The organism is Psychrobacillus mangrovi (assembly GCF_037104765.1).
Taxonomy (GTDB): domain Bacteria; phylum Bacillota; class Bacilli; order Bacillales_A; family Planococcaceae; genus Psychrobacillus; species Psychrobacillus mangrovi.
Window position 1 is genome coordinate 140519 of sequence record NZ_JBAWSY010000007.1, and the last position, 18459, is coordinate 158977.

Annotated in this window: 15 protein-coding genes; 2 read left to right on the forward strand and 13 right to left on the reverse strand. The window is 35.0% G+C overall.

Annotation, left to right across the window (positions count from 1 at the left end; all coding sequences use genetic code 11):
* Nucleotides 1-156 precede the first annotated feature (156 nt).
* The 7 genes from WAX74_RS11700 to WAX74_RS11730 all read right to left on the reverse strand — a co-directional run bounded on the left by WAX74_RS11700 (nt 157) and on the right by WAX74_RS11730 (nt 7421).
* A complete protein-coding gene (locus WAX74_RS11700; protein ID WP_336497838.1) occupies nt 157-552 on the reverse strand; it encodes a VOC family protein in 396 nt (131 codons plus the stop codon).
* Between the two features lie 552 nt (nt 553-1104).
* The gene (gene phoU, locus WAX74_RS11705; RefSeq protein ID WP_336497839.1) at nt 1105-1764 is read right to left on the reverse strand and encodes a phosphate signaling complex protein PhoU; all 660 of its coding nucleotides are present in this window, start codon (nt 1762-1764) and stop codon (nt 1105-1107) included.
* Between the two features lie 14 nt (nt 1765-1778).
* Entirely contained in the window at nt 1779-2549 is a 771-nt protein-coding gene (gene pstB, locus WAX74_RS11710) for a phosphate ABC transporter ATP-binding protein PstB (RefSeq protein WP_336497840.1), read from the reverse strand.
* A gap of 81 nt (nt 2550-2630) precedes the next feature.
* A complete protein-coding gene (pstA, locus tag WAX74_RS11715; protein WP_336497841.1) occupies nt 2631-3458 on the reverse strand; it encodes a phosphate ABC transporter permease PstA in 828 nt (275 codons plus the stop codon).
* Between the two features lies 1 nt (nt 3459).
* Nucleotides 3460-4374: a phosphate ABC transporter permease subunit PstC gene (gene pstC / locus WAX74_RS11720; RefSeq protein ID WP_336497842.1), complete on the reverse strand. Its 915-nt coding sequence runs from the start codon at nt 4372-4374 to the stop codon at nt 3460-3462.
* Between the two features lie 247 nt (nt 4375-4621).
* Nucleotides 4622-5464 carry a phosphate ABC transporter substrate-binding protein gene (locus tag WAX74_RS11725; RefSeq protein ID WP_336497843.1) on the reverse strand — a complete coding sequence of 281 codons (843 nt, stop codon included), beginning with the start codon at nt 5462-5464 and terminating at the stop codon, nt 4622-4624.
* Nucleotides 5465-6029: 565 nt separating this feature from the next.
* Complete coding sequence (locus tag WAX74_RS11730; RefSeq protein WP_336497844.1) at nt 6030-7421, reverse strand: MDR family MFS transporter; 1392 nt, start codon at nt 7419-7421, stop codon at nt 6030-6032.
* 749 nt (nt 7422-8170) lie between these two features.
* On the opposite strand from WAX74_RS11730, the gene WAX74_RS11735 reads away from it, so the two are divergent.
* Both WAX74_RS11735 and WAX74_RS11740 read left to right on the forward strand, forming a co-directional pair.
* The gene (locus WAX74_RS11735; RefSeq protein WP_336497845.1) at nt 8171-9703 is read left to right on the forward strand and encodes a phosphoesterase; all 1533 of its coding nucleotides are present in this window, start codon (nt 8171-8173) and stop codon (nt 9701-9703) included.
* A 96-nt stretch (nt 9704-9799) separates the two neighbouring features.
* Nucleotides 9800-10855: a HupE/UreJ family protein gene (locus WAX74_RS11740; protein WP_336497846.1), complete on the forward strand. Its 1056-nt coding sequence runs from the start codon at nt 9800-9802 to the stop codon at nt 10853-10855.
* A gap of 429 nt (nt 10856-11284) precedes the next feature.
* Here the strand turns inward: WAX74_RS11740 and WAX74_RS11745 are convergent, their stop codons facing one another.
* The 6 genes from WAX74_RS11745 to cydS form a co-directional block, all read right to left on the reverse strand.
* Complete coding sequence (locus tag WAX74_RS11745) at nt 11285-13252, reverse strand: LTA synthase family protein (protein WP_336497847.1); 1968 nt, start codon at nt 13250-13252, stop codon at nt 11285-11287.
* A gap of 352 nt (nt 13253-13604) precedes the next feature.
* Nucleotides 13605-14456, reverse strand: a complete 852-nt coding sequence (locus WAX74_RS11750) for a DegV family protein (RefSeq protein WP_336497848.1) — start codon at nt 14454-14456, stop codon at nt 13605-13607.
* Nucleotides 14457-14883: 427 nt separating this feature from the next.
* On the reverse strand, nt 14884-15852 hold the full coding sequence (locus WAX74_RS11755; RefSeq protein ID WP_336497849.1) for a tRNA dihydrouridine synthase: 969 nt from the start codon (nt 15850-15852) through the stop codon (nt 14884-14886).
* 93 nt (nt 15853-15945) lie between these two features.
* Nucleotides 15946-17307 (reverse strand): 23S rRNA (uracil(1939)-C(5))-methyltransferase RlmD, encoded by a 1362-nt coding sequence (gene rlmD / locus WAX74_RS11760; RefSeq protein WP_336497850.1) that lies wholly within the window; start codon nt 17305-17307, stop codon nt 15946-15948.
* 171 nt (nt 17308-17478) lie between these two features.
* Nucleotides 17479-18183 carry a YjjG family noncanonical pyrimidine nucleotidase gene (locus tag WAX74_RS11765; RefSeq protein ID WP_336497851.1) on the reverse strand — a complete coding sequence of 235 codons (705 nt, stop codon included), beginning with the start codon at nt 18181-18183 and terminating at the stop codon, nt 17479-17481.
* 167 nt (nt 18184-18350) lie between these two features.
* Complete coding sequence (gene cydS, locus WAX74_RS21005) at nt 18351-18455, reverse strand: cytochrome bd oxidase small subunit CydS (protein ID WP_413788962.1); 105 nt, start codon at nt 18453-18455, stop codon at nt 18351-18353.
* Nucleotides 18456-18459: the final 4 nt, after the last annotated feature.

Sequence of the window (18459 nt, forward strand, 5' to 3'; positions counted from 1 at the left end):
AAATTTAAATAAAGAGTTGAATTTTATTTCAACTCAGATGAGTATTACTAAAACTGAAATAACCACCTTTGAACAGTATTCAAAAGTGGTTATTATTGAATTTATTTGTTTATTTAACTCACGCCAACTATCTTGAAACGATTGCAGTGAAAAATATTATTTTGCGTTCTTATCTGGTTGATGAATTCCAAATATATTACCTTCAGGATCATGATAGTATCCTTGCCACGCCATTCCTGGTAAGGCATATTTAGGCATTGCAACCTTACCTCCATTATTAAGAATTTTAGATTCCGTTGCTTCGTAATCCTCCACTCCCATTGTACAAGCAAACCCATTTAATGCTTGATTTGCTTCAGGGGGTGCACTTTGTCGTTGCATCAAAGCCCCATTTATACCAAGTTCATTTTCATCCCCAGTTATAGCTCCAAAATAAGGCATTCCAGCATAACTACTATAATCTTCAAATGTCCACCCAAAAACTTCTCCATAAAAATTCTTTGCGCGTTCCATGTCATCCACGTGGATTTCAAAATGTACTAATCTTCCCATGATTACCTCCAAATTTTTATTTTTAAATATTATCCTAAATACATCCTCATTTAATATTCTATAAATATTAAAAATATCCTGCTACAACAATCCAAGCTCCAATAACGATGTGCGGAGTGTATCTAGCAACACAAGGGGCTAATGGGTTTATTAATATTATATTTCATTATTTACGTCAAATAAATTTAGCTTTGTACATATGCCTTGATAGATTAGCTCATTATTTATATACTTACAATAAAACGGAGGGGCTGTCCAATAAGTCCTCCATCTGCTTTTGTATTTCAATCTAATAATGTTGATTGAGTGAAAGGCAATCTAAGTTCGCCGCGTCCTGCGGCAACGATTGCATGACCAACATCCTGTTGGCCCGAGGAGGCTCGGCGCTCGCCCGCGGAAAGCGTCCGCCTGGAACGGAAATACATCACACTTTTTAATAGAAGTTACGAAGAAAGGGGCTGCCCTTAAAAGTCATTATTTTGACTTTCAGAACAGTCCCTCTGTTTTTTATCTCGATTCCCTAATTGGAGTATTCACAAATCATTTTTACTTTTATGAATTAAAATCATACATTTGACCTTTAATCAAATATGCTGTACTTTCAGCAATATTTGTTATATGGTCTGCTGTTCTCTCTAGAAAACGATTTACAAATAATAATTGTACAACCTGATCTGTTTCTTCTGGATGTTCACTAAGATAGGTAGTAAGGTTTTTATATGTTTCACTATTATATTGATCCACTATATCATCTAAGTCGCCAACTTCTTTTGCAAGTAGGATATTTTCCTCTAAAAAAGATTGTAGTGCTTTTCGAAGCATTTCAATCGATACTTCTTTCATCTTTTCTAGATGCGTAATCTCCAGTAAAGATTTAGTATTACGGATTTTGATAGTTGCTTTTGCAATATTTACTGCAAAATCCGCGACCCGTTCAATTTCAGATGAAATTTTAAGTACACCAATAATTTCGCGCAAATCTCTTGAAACCGGTGCTTCTGATGCCATTAGCCAGATTGCAAACTGATTAATTTCCATCTCAAGGCTATCAATAGCTGTATCTCCCTCAATAACTTTTAAAGCTATCTCGACATCTTGTGTTTTCAAGGCCTTTAAAGATCTTTCAAGAGCAACAATTGATAGTTCACCCATTTCGGTGATTTTTCTTTTTAATTCCCCTAAATTGTTTTCAAAGTTCATACGAATGCCCATTTGTTATCCCCCTATTATCCAAATCGACCTGTTACATAATCTTCTGTTCTTTGATCCTGTGGTGTAGAGAAAATGCTATCTGTATCATCGTATTCGACTACTTCTCCATTTAAGAAGAATGCCGTTTTATCAGATATTCTTGCAGCTTGTTGCATGTTATGTGTAACTATGACAATTGTATAATCTTTTTTCATGTTTGTAATTAATTCTTCTATTTTTAACGTAGAAATTGGATCTAATGCTGAAGTAGGCTCGTCCATTAGAATAATATCTGGTTTCATCGCAATAGCACGAGCAATACACACGCGTTGTTGCTGACCACCTGACAAACCAAGTGCCGATGTTTTTAGACGGTCTTTTACTTCATCCCAAATCGCTGCACTGCGCAAACTTTCTTCTACAATTTTATTTAATTCTTTTTTACTTTTAATGCCTTGCATTCTTGGACCATAGGCAACATTGTCATAAATACTCATTGGAAATAGATTTGGTTTTTGAAATACCATCCCTACTTTCGTTCGTAATTTGATTACATCATTTGTTTTATAAACATTTTCATGATCAATGACAACATCTCCTGTAATTTTCACGCCATCGATTAAATCATTCATACGATTTAATGTTCGTAAAAAGGTTGATTTACCACAACCTGAAGGGCCGATTAAAGCAGTAACCTCTTTTTCATGAATAGCAAGATCGACTCCGAATAACGCTTGTTTCTCACCATAAAATAAATTTAAATCTTTTACATTAATTTTCGATGTACCCTCTTTACGTTGCTCCATTTGCGAAAATACCTTCCCTACTCGTTTTTTTGGTCGTTAGCCCACCATGTTCTACTTCTGATGACCTCATTAACTTACTTCTTATTTATTTGTTGCTTTGTTAAATTTCTTCGAAATAAATGTTGCTATAAGATTGATTGCCAAAATAATTACTATTAAAACAATACCAACTGCTGCAGCAAGTTCTATGTCTCCAGACTCTTGTGTTACTAAATAAGAATGAACAGTTAAAGTTCTAGCTGATGATAGAATGCTCTCTGGCATAGCTGCTACTGTCCCAGCAGTTAAGAATATTGCAGCTGATTCTCCAACAATTCGTCCAACTGAAAGGATTATACCAGATAAAATTCCCGGCATTGAACTTGGTAAAATCACCTTATATAATGTTTGTAATTTTGTCGTTCCAAGTGCTAATGAACCTTCACGATATGAACGCGGCACTGTTTTCAACGCTTCTTCAGTTGTTCGAATGATTACAGGTAACACTATAATCGTTAAGGTTAATGAAGCAGCTAGAATCGACATACCTAATTTTAACGTAGTTACAAAGAAAACTGCTCCAAACAAACCGTAAATAATGGAGGGAATCCCTGTTAAGCTTTCAGTTGCAAAGCGTATTAGTCTTACTAATCGCCCTTGTTTAGCATATTCTTGTAAATAAACAGCTGCTAATATTCCGATAGGTGTTGCAATGACTAACGAAATAAGAACTGTGTATATAGTTGTTACGATCATTGGCCAAATACCACCACCGCCAGTTGGAGAATAATCACCGAAGATGAAGTCAAAGCTAATCAAATTGAAACCTTTATAAAAGATAAATCCAACAATCATAACGAGGACGGCAACCGATAAGAAAGCTGATAACCATAAAAGTCCACGTAACAAGTTATCTTTCAAATATCTCATCTTAGTTACCTCCCTTCGAACTTATTTTTGCTAGTACAAAATTTAATATTAATATAAACGAGAATAAAACAATTCCGGTTGCAAATAACATTTCTTGATGTGTACCGAATGCATAACCCATTTCTAATGCAATATTTGTTGTTAGTGGACGAACACTATCTGTTAAGCTAGTTGGAACGATTAAACTATTACCAGCCACTAAGATAACTGCCATCGTTTCGCCAATCGCTCGACCTAATCCTAATACGATTGCCGTCATAATACCTGATTTAGCTGCTGGAACAATGACTTTAAAAATTGTCCCAATTTGTGATACTCCTAGGGCGTATGATCCTTCACGATATGTTTGTGGCACTGCACGAATCGCTGTCTCTGCTACAGTCACAATTGTTGGTAACATCATGATTGCTAGCACAAGGATAACAGCTAATAAGCTTTGTCCTTTTACTAAACCTAAACTGTTTTGTAAAAACGGAACAATGATTGCTAGTCCAAATACACCATATAGTACTGATGGGATACCCGCTAGCAACTGAATTGCTGGTGAAATAATTTTGGCTATCCTTTTTGAAGCAATTTCTGCTAAGAAAATAGCTGTAAATAAGCCAATAGGGACACCAATAATTAATGCTCCAATCGTTGCGAAAATAGATGCAACAATCATTGGGAATATACCAAATTTATCTTCACTCGGTACCCAATCATCACCCAAAATAAAGTCTATAAAGCTATAGCCCTCTACTACAAAGGGATGAGCTCCCTTATAAAATACAAATCCAATGATTAACAATAAAGTTATTACTGAGAGAAGGGCACAAATCAAGAAAATTCTTGAAGACACCTTCTCTAACATATACTTCCTTTTATTTGCTTTACCGATATCTACGGCTTGCTTGTTAGTTGTTGGGATAGACACTCTTTATTCCTCCAAGATTCCGTCAAAAATTATGTTGTTATCTTCCTTTTCAAATACGCCTCGGCGTATTTGCGCCTAGATTTTTATCGAGCTCGCTCAATAAATTCCTCTAAAAATCTGTGGCATCCGCCGGAGGCTTTAATTTTATTCAGCAAGGGTTTGTGGACCCCCATTGAATTGATGCTATGCATTCATTTCACCACTAATAGATGTGAGACACTTCTGCTAAATGAAGTTAAATAGTTATTTATTTTACAGGGATTGCTCCTGCTTCAGCTGCAATGAGTTGTCCATCTTCACTTAAAATAAAATCTATAAATCTTTGTCCAGCATCTGTTAATTGTCCATCTTTATATACAAACAAAAACGGTCTAGACAAACTGTATTTACCTTGTAAAACATTTTCTGCAGTTGCTTCTACGCCATTAATATCTATTGTTGAAATCGATTCATCAATATATTCAAATGAGATAAAGCCAACTGCATGTTTATTGTTTGAGACTGTTGTTTTAATATTTCCATTACCACTTGCGATAATTGAGCTTCTTACTAATTCACCAGAGCTATAGTCAACGATTTCTTGGAACGCATCACGTGAACCTGAACCATCCTCACGAGAGACAACTACGATTTCCATATCATCTCCACCCAGTTCATTCCAGTTCGTTACTTCACCAGTAAAAATCTGCTTTATTTGCTCTATCGTAAGATCTTTTACTTTGTTACTCGGATGAGTCACTACTACAATTCCATCGTAAGCAATAACTACTTCATTCAACCCATTCGCTTTTTCTTCTTCTTTTAAATCCCGCGAAGACATTCCTATTTCCGACACTCCACTAATTGCGTTAGTAATTCCCGCAGAAGAACCAATTTGATTTATCTCAATTCTCGTATCATTTGTCTCTGAATATTTCGCTGCTAATTTCTCAGCAAGCGGCCCTACAGATGTAGATCCTGAAATAGATACTGTAGCACCATTACCATCTGACGTCTGTGAATCATTATCGTTATTGCTTGTACATGCTGTTAGTACAACAAGTATTGAAAGCATGAATAATCCCATTTTTACTTTTTTAAAACTAATCATTTCTAACCTCCAAGAAATATGTTAGGAACTTTTCTTTGTCGTTTTTTGTCTATTATAGAATAAATGCATAGTGTAAATTTTTGATACGATAATTGTAAAGGTATTGTAAATTTTATTAAGAGCAAGATATTTTGTGTTAATTTTTTCTAAATATTTTGCATACGGAGTTAACTTATGATGAGTTTAATTTAAAATAATAATACTTCTTGTTTATTTTGTTTTTTAGTAATTAATAAATTCTATTTAAGCATAGAAATAATAAAAAGCTCGAAGATTCATCTTTGAACCTTCGAGCTTACTTTCGTATATTATTGTAATCTAACCATGCCACTGCTTCGACTTTTATAATTCAAATGTAGAATCTAAAGTTTTCCTTTTGTCCTTATTTTTCAATAAATCCTTCCTAACGAAAGCTACACTTACTTCGCTGGCAAATTTATCTTTACATAGCCTTTTATTAAACTAGGAAGTTTCAAATATTGTATTACCAAAATAAATCAAGCTTTCCCTCCCCATTTACTTATGCGCTTTTCATGGAGAGCTTCTCTGATTGGTAGCTTCTTGATTAGTACCCCTTTATTGTCGTTACACGCTTAAAGAAGAGCGAAAGAACAAAGGCAATAACAGATATGATTAATCCAAGTAATATTGAATTTTGTACCCCTTCAACTAAACCTGTTAATGGATTTTCATATCCTTTTGCTGTAATCGACATTACCGTTACTGCGATTGCTGTACCAATTGCACCAGATACTTGTTGTAATGCATTCATAATTGCAGTGCCATCTGTATATAATTCACGTGGCAATTGATTTAAGCCGTTTGTTTGAGCCGGCATCATTATAAAGGAAATCCCAATAAGTAATAATATATGCATTATAATGATTGTTAAATTTGACGTGTCTGTATCGATCATACGTAAGAAGAATAAACCGATTATTGTTACACCAAGTCCTAATGGTACTATCAACCTTGGACCATATTTATCGAATAGGTTCCCTGCTACAACCGACATAAAGGCATTTACTACGCCACCTGGTAACAGTAATAATCCTGCGATCATCGGCGCAAGTAATAATACATTTTGTAAGTAAATTGGTAAAAGGACCATAACCGATAACAATGTCATCATTAAAGCTAAAATAATTAACAAGCCTAGTGTATACATTGGGTACTTAAATACTTTTAAATTCAGCATAGGTGTTTCAAGCCTGAATTGTCGAATTGCAAATAATACTAAAGCAAGTAAACCAATTCCTACTGCAATATAAACTTCAGTTGTCATAAATGTACCTAATTCACCTGAAATACTGAATCCATAAACGACGCCACCAAAACCGATTGTTGAAAGAATAAATGATAATACATCTAGCTTAGTCGGCTGTACTTCACTAACATTTTCAATGAATTTTAGACCAACTAAAATTGCAATAAGTAAAAATGGTAGTGTTACACCAAAAATAAAATGCCATGAGAATTTTTCTAAAATTACCCCCGCTAGTGTCGGACCAATAGCTGGTGCAAATACAATGACAAGACCAATTTTCCCCATTGCAGCTCCACGTTTTTCAACTGGATATACCATTAAAATAACTGTCATCATTAATGGTAAAATAATCGCGGTTCCTAATGCCTGGACGATACGAGCAATTAATAGAATCGAAAAACTTGGGGCAATGGCTGCAATAAAAGTACCTAAAATCGATAAAGATAATGAAGCAGCAAATAAGTGCCTTGTTGTAAAACGCTGCATTAAAAAGGAAGATACAGGTACAAAAACACCTAATACGAGCAAGTATCCTGTTGTTAACCATTGTACCGTTGAAGTTTCAATGCCAAAACCCTTACTTATCTCAACAAACGCCATATTTAATGCCGTTTCGTTAAACAGTCCGACGAAGGCAGCGATTAGAAAAGGGATTACTATTTTGTTTCTTTTTTCGTATAAGTTACTCATAAAACCTCCTAGTACTCCTTACATATCAAAGAGAGATAAATACTTCACAAATCTCTTCATTAATCGTTTATCAGTGTACTTTTTCATAAATCTATAAATATGTAGCTCTTATTCTCTCATACATTTTACGCTTCGCTTTAAAGCGAGCACACTCTATCATAAGGTGTTAGATACACAAATTCAACCATCTTTTTCAGTTTAAATGCTGTATGATATTTCTTTTTAATAAATAATTCAACTTTTGTAGCATCTTGACCACTAAAACCTATCCTATACCAAATACAACTTTGTAATAAGCTCCATTATTACTCGGAACTGAAAGCTCGGTAAAGTGAAATATGACGAAGATATCCACTTATTACTTCTACTTTATGAACTTATAAAACAATAATAAATCACATATCTACTAGATGCTTTGTTACTTTCAAAATATACATTATTTATGTAATTTGAATGTAAATACTAGATATCCTCTCATTTATTGCAGAAAAACCATATCCTTTACTCTAATAGTTTTTATCTCCTATTGTAATTCCAATTTCAGAATTCCTTTTATAATCCTCAATACTTTATCCCTCATATACAAAATCAATATTATTCCATATGCCCTATGATCAAATGATAGAATTTTACCATTTTTCTTAAAAAACGCAACATTTACACTATATTTACGTTCCAGTAACCTCATATATATATTTACTTCCTATAATTCAAACCGTTGGACAAATAATTTTAGGAGGAACTTTCAAATGAAAAAAAGAGCAAAAAAAGCAATTCCTTTAATCGCAACAACCGTTCTTGCTGCTACAGCTTTTACTACTCAAGCTTTTACTAATAATAATAGCCAAACAGTAGCAGCAAAACAATTAACACAAGAAGAAGTAAAACAAAGTAATGCGACTTGGGTTGCAGGTGATCATCACGTCCATAGCGAATGGAGTGTTGGTTGGGATAACTCTACAAATCCTCCGACACCTATTCAAGCTGGAGATGCTATTTACCCAATTATGAAAAATGCAGAAAAAGCAACAGAATATGGACTCGAATGGGTTATGACAACGGATCATGGTGGTCCTAACCATTCAAAGGTAAATTTAGAGCAAGCTTATCCTGAACTATTAAAATCGCGTGAAGCATATCCAGAATTAATTCAATTCTATGGAATGGAGTTTGATACACCTGCTGCAGACCATAGTACATTGATGATTCCTAAAGTGGATAACGAATCACAAATTCTTTTTGATATTGAAAGTCAATTTAATAAACGCGAACCATACCCAAATGATGGTAGTAGAGATACTGAATCTACAATGATTGAAGCTTTAAACTATATGTTAACTGAGTTGGATGAGGACGAGCAGCCAATTCATATCGCCCACCATCCATCACGTTCAGCAAAAGGTGATGGCGAATGGGGGCAAGATACACCCGAGGAATTCCGTAATTGGAACGATTTAGCTCCTAATATCTCCATAGGGATGGAAGGTGCTCCTGGCCATCAAGCCGCAGCATTAACTCCAGATGGCGAACTTGATGATGGCGCTCGTGGTTCATATGGTAACTACCCAACAATGGGCGGTTATGATCAAATGGCTGCTAAAGTCGGCGGTCTATGGGATTCTATGCTTGGTGAAGGAAGACACTGGTGGATTACAGCAACTTCAGATTCACATGTTAACTGGCGTGAAGGTGGTAGTGACTTCTGGCCAGGTGAATATTCTAAAACTTATGTAAAAGCTGAGAAAGACTACGACGATATTATGGAAAGCCTTCGTGGTGGGAATGTATATGTTACAACTGGTGACCTAATTTCTGAACTTGATGTGAAAGTGCAAGCAGGTGGAAAATCTCCTATCTTTGCTCAATCTAAAGGAAATTCAGCGACTTTAGGAGAAACTCTTACAATACCAGGGAAATCTAAAGATGTAACGGTAACAATTCGCATCAAAGATCCAAATGCCGCAAATGCCAATGGAGATACACCAGAGGTAAAACGTGTTGACTTAATTATGGGTGAAGTTACTGGTAAAGTAGAAGATCGTTCAACTGCGACAAACCCAACTACCAAAGTTGCTAAACGCTTCACAGAAGAAGATTGGACAAAAAATGGAGAATACATTGAGATTTCTTATACTTTAGATAATGTTGATAAAGACAGCTATATCCGTTTACGTGGTACGAATACGGATCAATTAGAACCCGAAACAGACCCTCGCGGTGAAGATCCATGGACAGATCTTTGGTTCTACTCTAACCCAGTGTTTATCAAAACTGCTAAATAATCTATAAAACTAGTACAAGACGAGGAGACAAAGTCCTCCTTGTCTTTTCTCATTATTAAATGCTATAAAGAATCAATTGAAAATGGAGTAGATTTTATGAGAAAGCTATATTTAATTATTATATTAATTCTTTCAATTACCACTACCCTTCAATCCCCTTCTGCCTATGCTCATACCAATAATAGTGAAGGTTACTCTCTTATTGAGGTAAATGATAATCATATCAATTATGAACTGAAGGTTGACCTCACAGAACTTGGTCATGCCATAAATCTAGAAATGGGACAGCAGCAATTATTTGATACGAAAATAGTTCAGGATTATGTCAATTCTCGTATTGAACTTTATGCGGATAGTGTAAAAGTAGAAGGAACGCTTGAAGCATCTGATGTTGAAACAATTAATGACAAACAGTTTGCTGTCATGAACCTAAAATACCAATTAGAAGACAAACCTGAAAAGCTAGTCTTAGATTATAATATGTTTCTAGATGATTCAGATCCAAGTCACGCCAATTATGCAACGGTTAAATTAGATGGCGGACAACAAGAAGGAGTTCTTAGTTTCGAGTCAAGAGAGCTTGAAATCGGTGAAGTGAGTTTTGTTCAAACTGCAACACAGTTTCTTTTACTTGGCTTAGAGCATATTTTTACAGGCTACGATCATATTCTGTTTGTTATTAGCTTATTATTTGGAGCAAAGACCATCAAAAATAATTTCACTTTGGTAACTGCGTTTACTATTGCCCATAGTATAACTCTAATTCTTGCAACATTAGATATTGTGCAGTTACCAGGTAGATTGGTAGAAGCTACAATTGCGTTGAGTATTATTTACGTAGCACTTATTAATATTTTTAACCCTGACTCAAAGCAGCAGCCATGGCTTGCCTTTGCCTTTGGTCTCATCCACGGATTTGGTTTTGCAGGAATTCTTTCAGAAATGCGATTAGATGGAAGTCACCTAGCCACGTCTCTATTATCTTTCAATATCGGGATTGAAATTGGACAACTGATTATTGTAGCCATCGTATTCCCTATCCTTCTGTGGTTAAAGAAATTAACTGTTAAACCAGCTACATGGGTGATTCCGGGAGCTTCAGTGGCAATCTTAGCCTTTGGACTCGTTTGGTTTATTGAAAGAGCTTTTTAACGACATAACTATTAAGAGACTCAATTGGCCAACAAAGCCTTTATTCATTAGTTGAAAAAATTACTTGTACTCACGAAGGTAAAATCCATATACACTATACCTTGTTAATCCGTTACAAGTAGCATAAAACTCTACATAAGGACAACTAGCATATGGTTAGTTACTCTCATTTAAATTAAAATACGAGACACACTCTCCTTAACAAGCAAAAAGAACGAATTCCTCCGTCGGGAATTCGTTCTTTTTTTCATTACTATATTAACTACAACCACGCAACCACCCTACAATGTACAGTGTGTATGGAGCAACAAAAGAATGTTGGTGGGTTTCTAAAATTTATTTAGTAAGTAAAAAAAGTGAGTGAAAATCAATAAGGAGTAAGCTATCAAAAAACATTCTTTTGATAGCTTACTCCTCATCGAAATAAATCTATTTTTTTTCGTTATCAGCTTTTTCTGTTAAATCCTTATTATAATTGTACTGAGAAGGATCGACTTTAGTAAATCCTGCCAGTGAATAGAATCTCAATAAGTCACCATTCACAACTTTATCAGAAATTTGTAATTTATTATCTACTTGCATTTGGTACTTATTCGCTTTTTCTAATTGATTTGCGTCATCTACTGGTAAACCAGTTCTAGCATCATAGTATTTCCCATCAATTGAATAGATAGTAGGACTGACATAATCATCGTTTCTAAACGTTACTACTTCATTATGCTCTTTTGATAATATGTCGGTACCAAATTGAACATAATTTTGTGATTCAATTCCAAGTAAGTGCAATAAGGTTGGAAGAAGGTCTATTTGTCCTCCGTAAGTATGATTGACTTCCCCTTGCATTCCTGGAACGTGAATAATTAATGGCACACGTTGTAAATTAGCACTTTCATAAGGTGTAATTTCTTTTCCAATGATTTGTTCCATGGCTTTATTATGATTTTCGGAAATACCGTAATGGTCACCATAAAAAACAAGCATACTGTTATCATATAAGCCTGACTTTTTTAATTCATCAATGAACTGTTCAATTGCTTCATCCGCATAACGAGCAGTTTGGAAATAATCATCTACACTTGCATCACCAGTATTAGCTTTACCAATTGTTGTTAGGTCTTGATTCATTTTATATGGATAATGGTTCCCAACCGTAATAAATTTCGAATAGAAAGGTTGAGGTAAAGTTTTCATTAGATCTAATGATTGTTCAAAGAATGGCTTATCCAATAAACCATATTCAGCCATATCTTCTTCAGAACTAGTGTCATAATAATTAGCATCAAAGAAATGGTCATAGCCGAATGATTTATAAATCTCATTACGGTTCCAGAAACTTCCACTATTTCCATGAAACACAGCAGATGTATAGCCATCCTCTTTTAATATTGCAGGAGCTGCTTGATACGTATTCTGACCTTTTGTAATAAATGCAGATCCTTGCGGTAAACCAAATAAAGAGTTTTCAAGCATAAATTCAGCATCTGAAGTTTTACCTTGAGCTGTTTGATGGAAGAAGTTATCAAAGTATAGTGTATTCGGATCTTTTGTTAATGAATTTAAGAATGGTGTTACTTCTTCACCGTTTAATTTATAGTCAATCAAAAAGTTTTGGAATGACTCCAAATGGATATAGATGACATTCATTCCTTTTGCTGCGCCAAAATATTCTTGATTAGGTTCCGCATAGTTAGATTTTGTAAAGTTAATAACTTCTGTTATATCATCGCTATCAGCTAAAGCCCTTTTTGAAGACGCCTTAATAGTTTCAGTAGCGTCATATAACGTATAGTTATACATTCCTATATACTTAACAATATAGTTTCTATCAAAACCACGAGTTAATAACTGTGGACGATCAGCGTTAGCTAGTCCTAAATTTAAAGCAGATATTCCTATTGCAAAAGCAATCACTGCAATTGCTTTTTTGTATCTAATTTTACTATTATCTTTTTGTATTTTTTTAGATAACCATAGGTAAATCAACAAAAATACATCGATAAAGAACAATATATCGTAGGGTTTTAATAAAGAAATAACACTGCCGCCTAAGTCTCCAAAGTTTTGCGTTTGAGTAATCGTTGGTAATGTAATATAGTCACTAAAAAATCTATAATAAACTACATTTGCATATAAAAGAATGGACATAAGAGAGTAAATTACAACAAGTAATGCATATTTCCCCCGTCCTTTGAAAATGAATGAAATTCCAAGAAACAACATAGCTGAACCCAATGGATTTAATAGTAAAAGGAATTGTTGAAGGAATCCTTCTACCCCTAAGTTAAACTGTGTTACTTGTGTGATATATGTTTTAATCCATAGCATGAAAACGGCAAATAAATAAAAACCAAAAAACTTGTTTAAAAAGACAGCTTTTTTATTATCTAAACTTTCCATTTTTCACCTTCCTATTACTCTAAAAATTAAGTTTTACATTAATAGATTAATTTGGTAAAATATAATTTTACTATAATTTTTACAGAGATATTATATAATACATTACGTTCGGACTTCTGTCAAGTACTTTTTTCTCTTATCGTACCTTTATTTATTCTTATAGAATGGATATTTTGCTTAAAGCGTCAAAAATAACGACTCTTAAAAATCAGTAAGTATTTATTAAATTATCAAATCAAAAGCGGATTCCAATATAGGAATCCGCTTTTGATTAAAACTATACTAACTCCAACCACGCGACTGCTAATTATAAATAATTTTATATGTAAAGGATGTTTTTTCAGGACTGTTTCTAATGTTCAAGACCTGCAATGCCGAAGCCCCCAGGTCCAGAGTGAGTAGAAATCATAGCGCCTGCTTGAATCCATATTACATTTTCAAAACCTGATTGATTTGCGATTTCATTCATCCGCTGCTTGATACTTTCATTGAGTCCGATTGAGTATATAAAATAAAGTTGTTCTCTATCAATATTATATTGATTTAAATAATCTCGCATGAGTTTTTCAGCAACTCCACTAATTTCCCCACGGTATTTTCTAATTGAGACAAGATTCCCTTCTATTAATTCAATACAAGGTTTTATTTTTAACAATGCCCCGCCGAGGTAAGCAATATTACTAACGCGTCCACCAGCTCTTAAAAATTCTAAGCTGCCGGGTACGAAAGCCAATCTTGATTTAGGAACCTTTGATTTTATTTTTTCTATGAATTGCAAAGGTTCAATTGCAGGTTCTTTCTCTAGCATAGTAACAGCATCCATCACAATTGCAGTTAATCCACCCGTAACATTCAAAGCATCAATTAGGAAAAGATCTTCAAAATCTTCTGCTGCAATTAACGCATTTTGAAAGGAAGAAGATGCTTTTGATGTATAACCAATGTGAATAATGATGCTATCAGGATAATTTTTTCTAATTCTCGTAAAAAACTCATGATATTCATGAACATTAGTGGCAGTTGTAGATGGTATCTTTTTTGTGCGATTATGAAAGTCATAAATTTCTTTTACGGATAGATCACCATCTAAATAGTCATGTCCATCCATGATGACATGCATCGGTACCACCTGAACAGCATGTTTGTCAGCTAAATCTTTTGGTAAATCCGCTCCACTCTCTGTCGATAAAATAATCCTATTCAATTGTACGTCCCTCCAATTAACACACTATGATTTACTCTAACTATACACTAAAAGGGAAAATCATTCGTTAAATCTTCAGAATTTTTTAAACTTTGAAAGACTTCGATTTCATATCTGAAGAGAATACACTTCTTAGGGTACGCGTGAAATCTGGCGGGAAAATTACACACCTCGTCATAGATTCAAATCTACTCCATTCAAATAAATCCAATAAAAAAATTCTAATTTCGTAATAGTTTTTACGAAATTAGAATCTAATTAAAAAGTATATTTACTTATTCAACTCCAACCACGCGACTGCTTCACAATGTGCAGAGTGTATGTGGCAACACATGTTGTGCTGGTGGGTTCAATACCACATTCATTCCAGCCAATTCACTGCTTAATAAGCTCTCTTTTTGCGGTTACATCATTCTACCGTCCAACGTCAATCAACATTGTTTGATTCAAAGTTATTGAGCAATGCACGCACTTCATCTGTTGATTTCGTGTTCATCAATTGATTTCTTAATTCACCAGCTCCACGGAATCCTTTGACATAAATTTTGAAAAATCGATGAAGTCCTGTGATCGAACGTGGTAGTACTTCCGCATATTGATCTTGAAGATCAAGCTGCAGTCTTAAAAGATCAAGGTACTCTTTACTGCTATGCTCTTTTGGCTCTTTTTCAAAAGCAAAAGGATTTTTAAAGATACCTCGCCCGATCATAACGCCATCAATACCATATTGTTCAGCAAGCTGCATCCCAGTTTGACGGTCAGGAATGTCACCATTGATTGTTAGTAGCGTATTTGGTGCGATACGGTCACGTAATTTTTTGATTTCCGGAATTAGCTCCCAATGCGCATCAACTTGGCTCATTTCTTTTCTTGTACGTAAATGAATAGAAAGGTTCGCAATATCCTGTTTTAAAATATGCGTTAGCCACTCCTCCCACTCATTTACATCATTATATCCAAGTCGCGTTTTCACGCTGACAGGCAGTCCGCCTGCTTTTGCTGCTTGAATAAGTTCAGCTGAAACGTCTGGACGCAGAATCAGGCCACTACCTTTCCCTCTCGTGGCCACATTCGGTACTGGGCAGCCCATATTAATATCGATGCCTTTAAATCCCATCTCTGCCATGCCAATACTCATTTGACGGAAATATTCGGGGTTATCCCCCCAAATATGTGCCACCATTGGCTGTTCATCTTCTGTAAAAATCAAACGGCCACGCACACTTTTCATGCCCTCTGGATGACAATAGCTATCCGAGTTTGTAAACTCTGTGAAAAATACATCCGGTCGACCGGCTTCACTTACTACGTGACGAAAAACAACATCTGTCACATCTTCCATTGGTGCAAGTACGAAAAATGGTTTCGGTAAATCCTGCCAAAAATTTTCTTTCATTTGAATTCAAATCCTCTCGTTTAACAGCAAAAGCAGATGATTTAGAAAGTACATGTTCGTATTTCTAAATTGTCTGCTTTTATATTTATTTAATTAAACTAACTCCAACCACGCAACCGCTTCACAATGTGTCGTCTGCGGAAACATATCTACTGGTTGAATTTCTTTTGTTTTATAGCCACCATCTTCTAATATACGGAGATCACGAGCAAGCGTCGCTGGATTACAAGATACATAAACGACTCTTTTCGGGCGTTGTTCAATAATCGTGTTTAGCAGTGCTTCGTCACAGCCTTTTCTAGGTGGATCTACTACTAGTACATCTGCTTTCTTACCTTCTTTATACCATTTTGGTATGACTACTTCTGCAGGCCCAGCCTCGAAGTAAGTGTTGGTAAATCCATTTAACTCAGCATTTCTTTTCGCATCTTCAATTGCTTGTGGGACGATTTCTACACCTAGCACCTGTTTTGCTTTTTGTGCTAGGAATAAAGAAATTGTACCGATTCCGCAATAAGCATCAATTACCGTTTCATCTCCTGAAAGCTGCGCGTAATCGAGCGCTTGTTTATAAAGAACTTCTGTTTGTTCAGGATTTACCTGATAGAAGGACCTTGCAGATATTTCAAAACGTACATTACCGATTAAATCCTCGATAACTGCTTTGCCCCAAAGTACATTCGTTTCATCACCGAAAATCACATTTGTATTACGTGTGTTCACGTTTTGCACTATAGATGTGACTTTCGGTTCAACCTCACGAATCAACTCAATGATGGCATCTCTTTTTGAGAGTTTTGCATGTTTGGTAACTAAGACGACCATTACTTCTCCTGTTGCTCTACCTTTTCTAACAACAAGATGGCGTAATTGGCCTTTTTTCGATTCTTCATTATAAGGAACTAAATCTAACTCTAATGCTTTTTCTTTCACTGCACGCATCAATCTATCTGCTTCATCTGATTGAATTAAGCATGTGGAAGTATCCGCAATACGATGAGTTTTAGATTGATAAAAACCAGCTAGTACTTGTCCATCTTCCAGTGCAAACGGTATTTGGGATTTATTTCGATATTCCCAAGGTTTATCCATTCCTTTTACTGGAAGGACAGGAACATCTATTTTTCCAATACGCTTCATGACATTTCGAACCATATTTTCTTTCCATGCGAGCTGTCCTTCATATGATAAATGCTGTAATTGACAGCCTCCACATTCTCCAAAAACAGGACATGGTGCCTCTACTCTAAATGGAGACGGTTCTACAATATTAATTAATTTAGCAAATCCATAATTTTTTAATGTTTTAAGCACATGAATTTCTGCAGTCTCGTTCGGCAAGCCACCTTGGATAAATAGTGGGTATCCATCGACTTTCGCAACTCCTGCTCCGTCATGTGTTAAATCTTCTATATGAACTGTAAGGCGATCATTTTTCGTTACTGGTGTATTCACTTTATTTCTCCGTTCTAGTTTTGATTGATTTATTATACCATCCGGAACAATGCTTTTCAGTAATTAACTATTTTTCCAACTTAAGCTCCTATTTTTCCAACTAATCAACGAATTATTCCAACTAAGCCCTATCCCGCAAAAAAAGAACCTCAATATAGAGGTTCTTTTGCATTATTTCATTTCTACCACTTGCTTGTTAATGATATAAGATAGCTCTGACCATGAATTGATTTCAAAAGTCGGCTTAATGTCAGTTAGGTTCTGCTTTCTCTTTGGATTAAACCAGCAAGTATCAATACCAAAATTATTTCCACCTTGAATATCAGATGTTAGCGAATCGCCAATCATTAAAACGCTTGAAGGATCTGAAATTTGAAGTTTATCCAACGTATATTCGAAAATTTCTTTTTGAGGCTTTTGAAAACCAGTTTCTTCTGATGTTATAACAGCTTCAAATAAATCCTTTAACGACGAACCACTTACTCTAGCATGTTGTGCATCTTTAAAACCATTTGTTAATAGCGCAAATCTACAATCAGTTAGGCCCGCAAACATTTCCTCGACTCCGTCAATCATATGAACTTCTTTTCCTAAATTTTCTATATACTTCTGACCAAAATCTGCTGGATCTATATCAAGCGTATGCTCTATAAATAAACGTTTAAATCTCTCTACTTTAAGCTCTGCAAGAGTTGTGCGACCATGCTCCAAATCATCCCACAATACTTTACTAATAGCTTTGTAACTTGCAAGATAATCGTTTAGTCCATTTGGAAATCCATATTCCTCAAACAAAACTTTAAACGCATTCTGTTCGGTCATTCCAAAGTCTAATAGCGTATCATCCAAATCAAATAGTAAAACATCGTATCTCATTTTATTTCCGCCCTTCATTTTATTCCTATTCTTATTTTAACATATTGAACTTTATCCGCTTGAAATAGGACTCCTGGAATAATGTTTCATGGATTTATTCAAATAGAAAAAGACTATAGAAAAACTCAAAATTCTACGAGTTCTTCTACAGTCCCTAAGAACCTTCTTTATTTGTCAGATACTGCTCCATCCTTAGAAGCAGCCCAAAACGCCACAATTATTGATCCGATCAGTACTATAAATGGTGCATAAAATATCAGAAAGTCAGCCATGCGA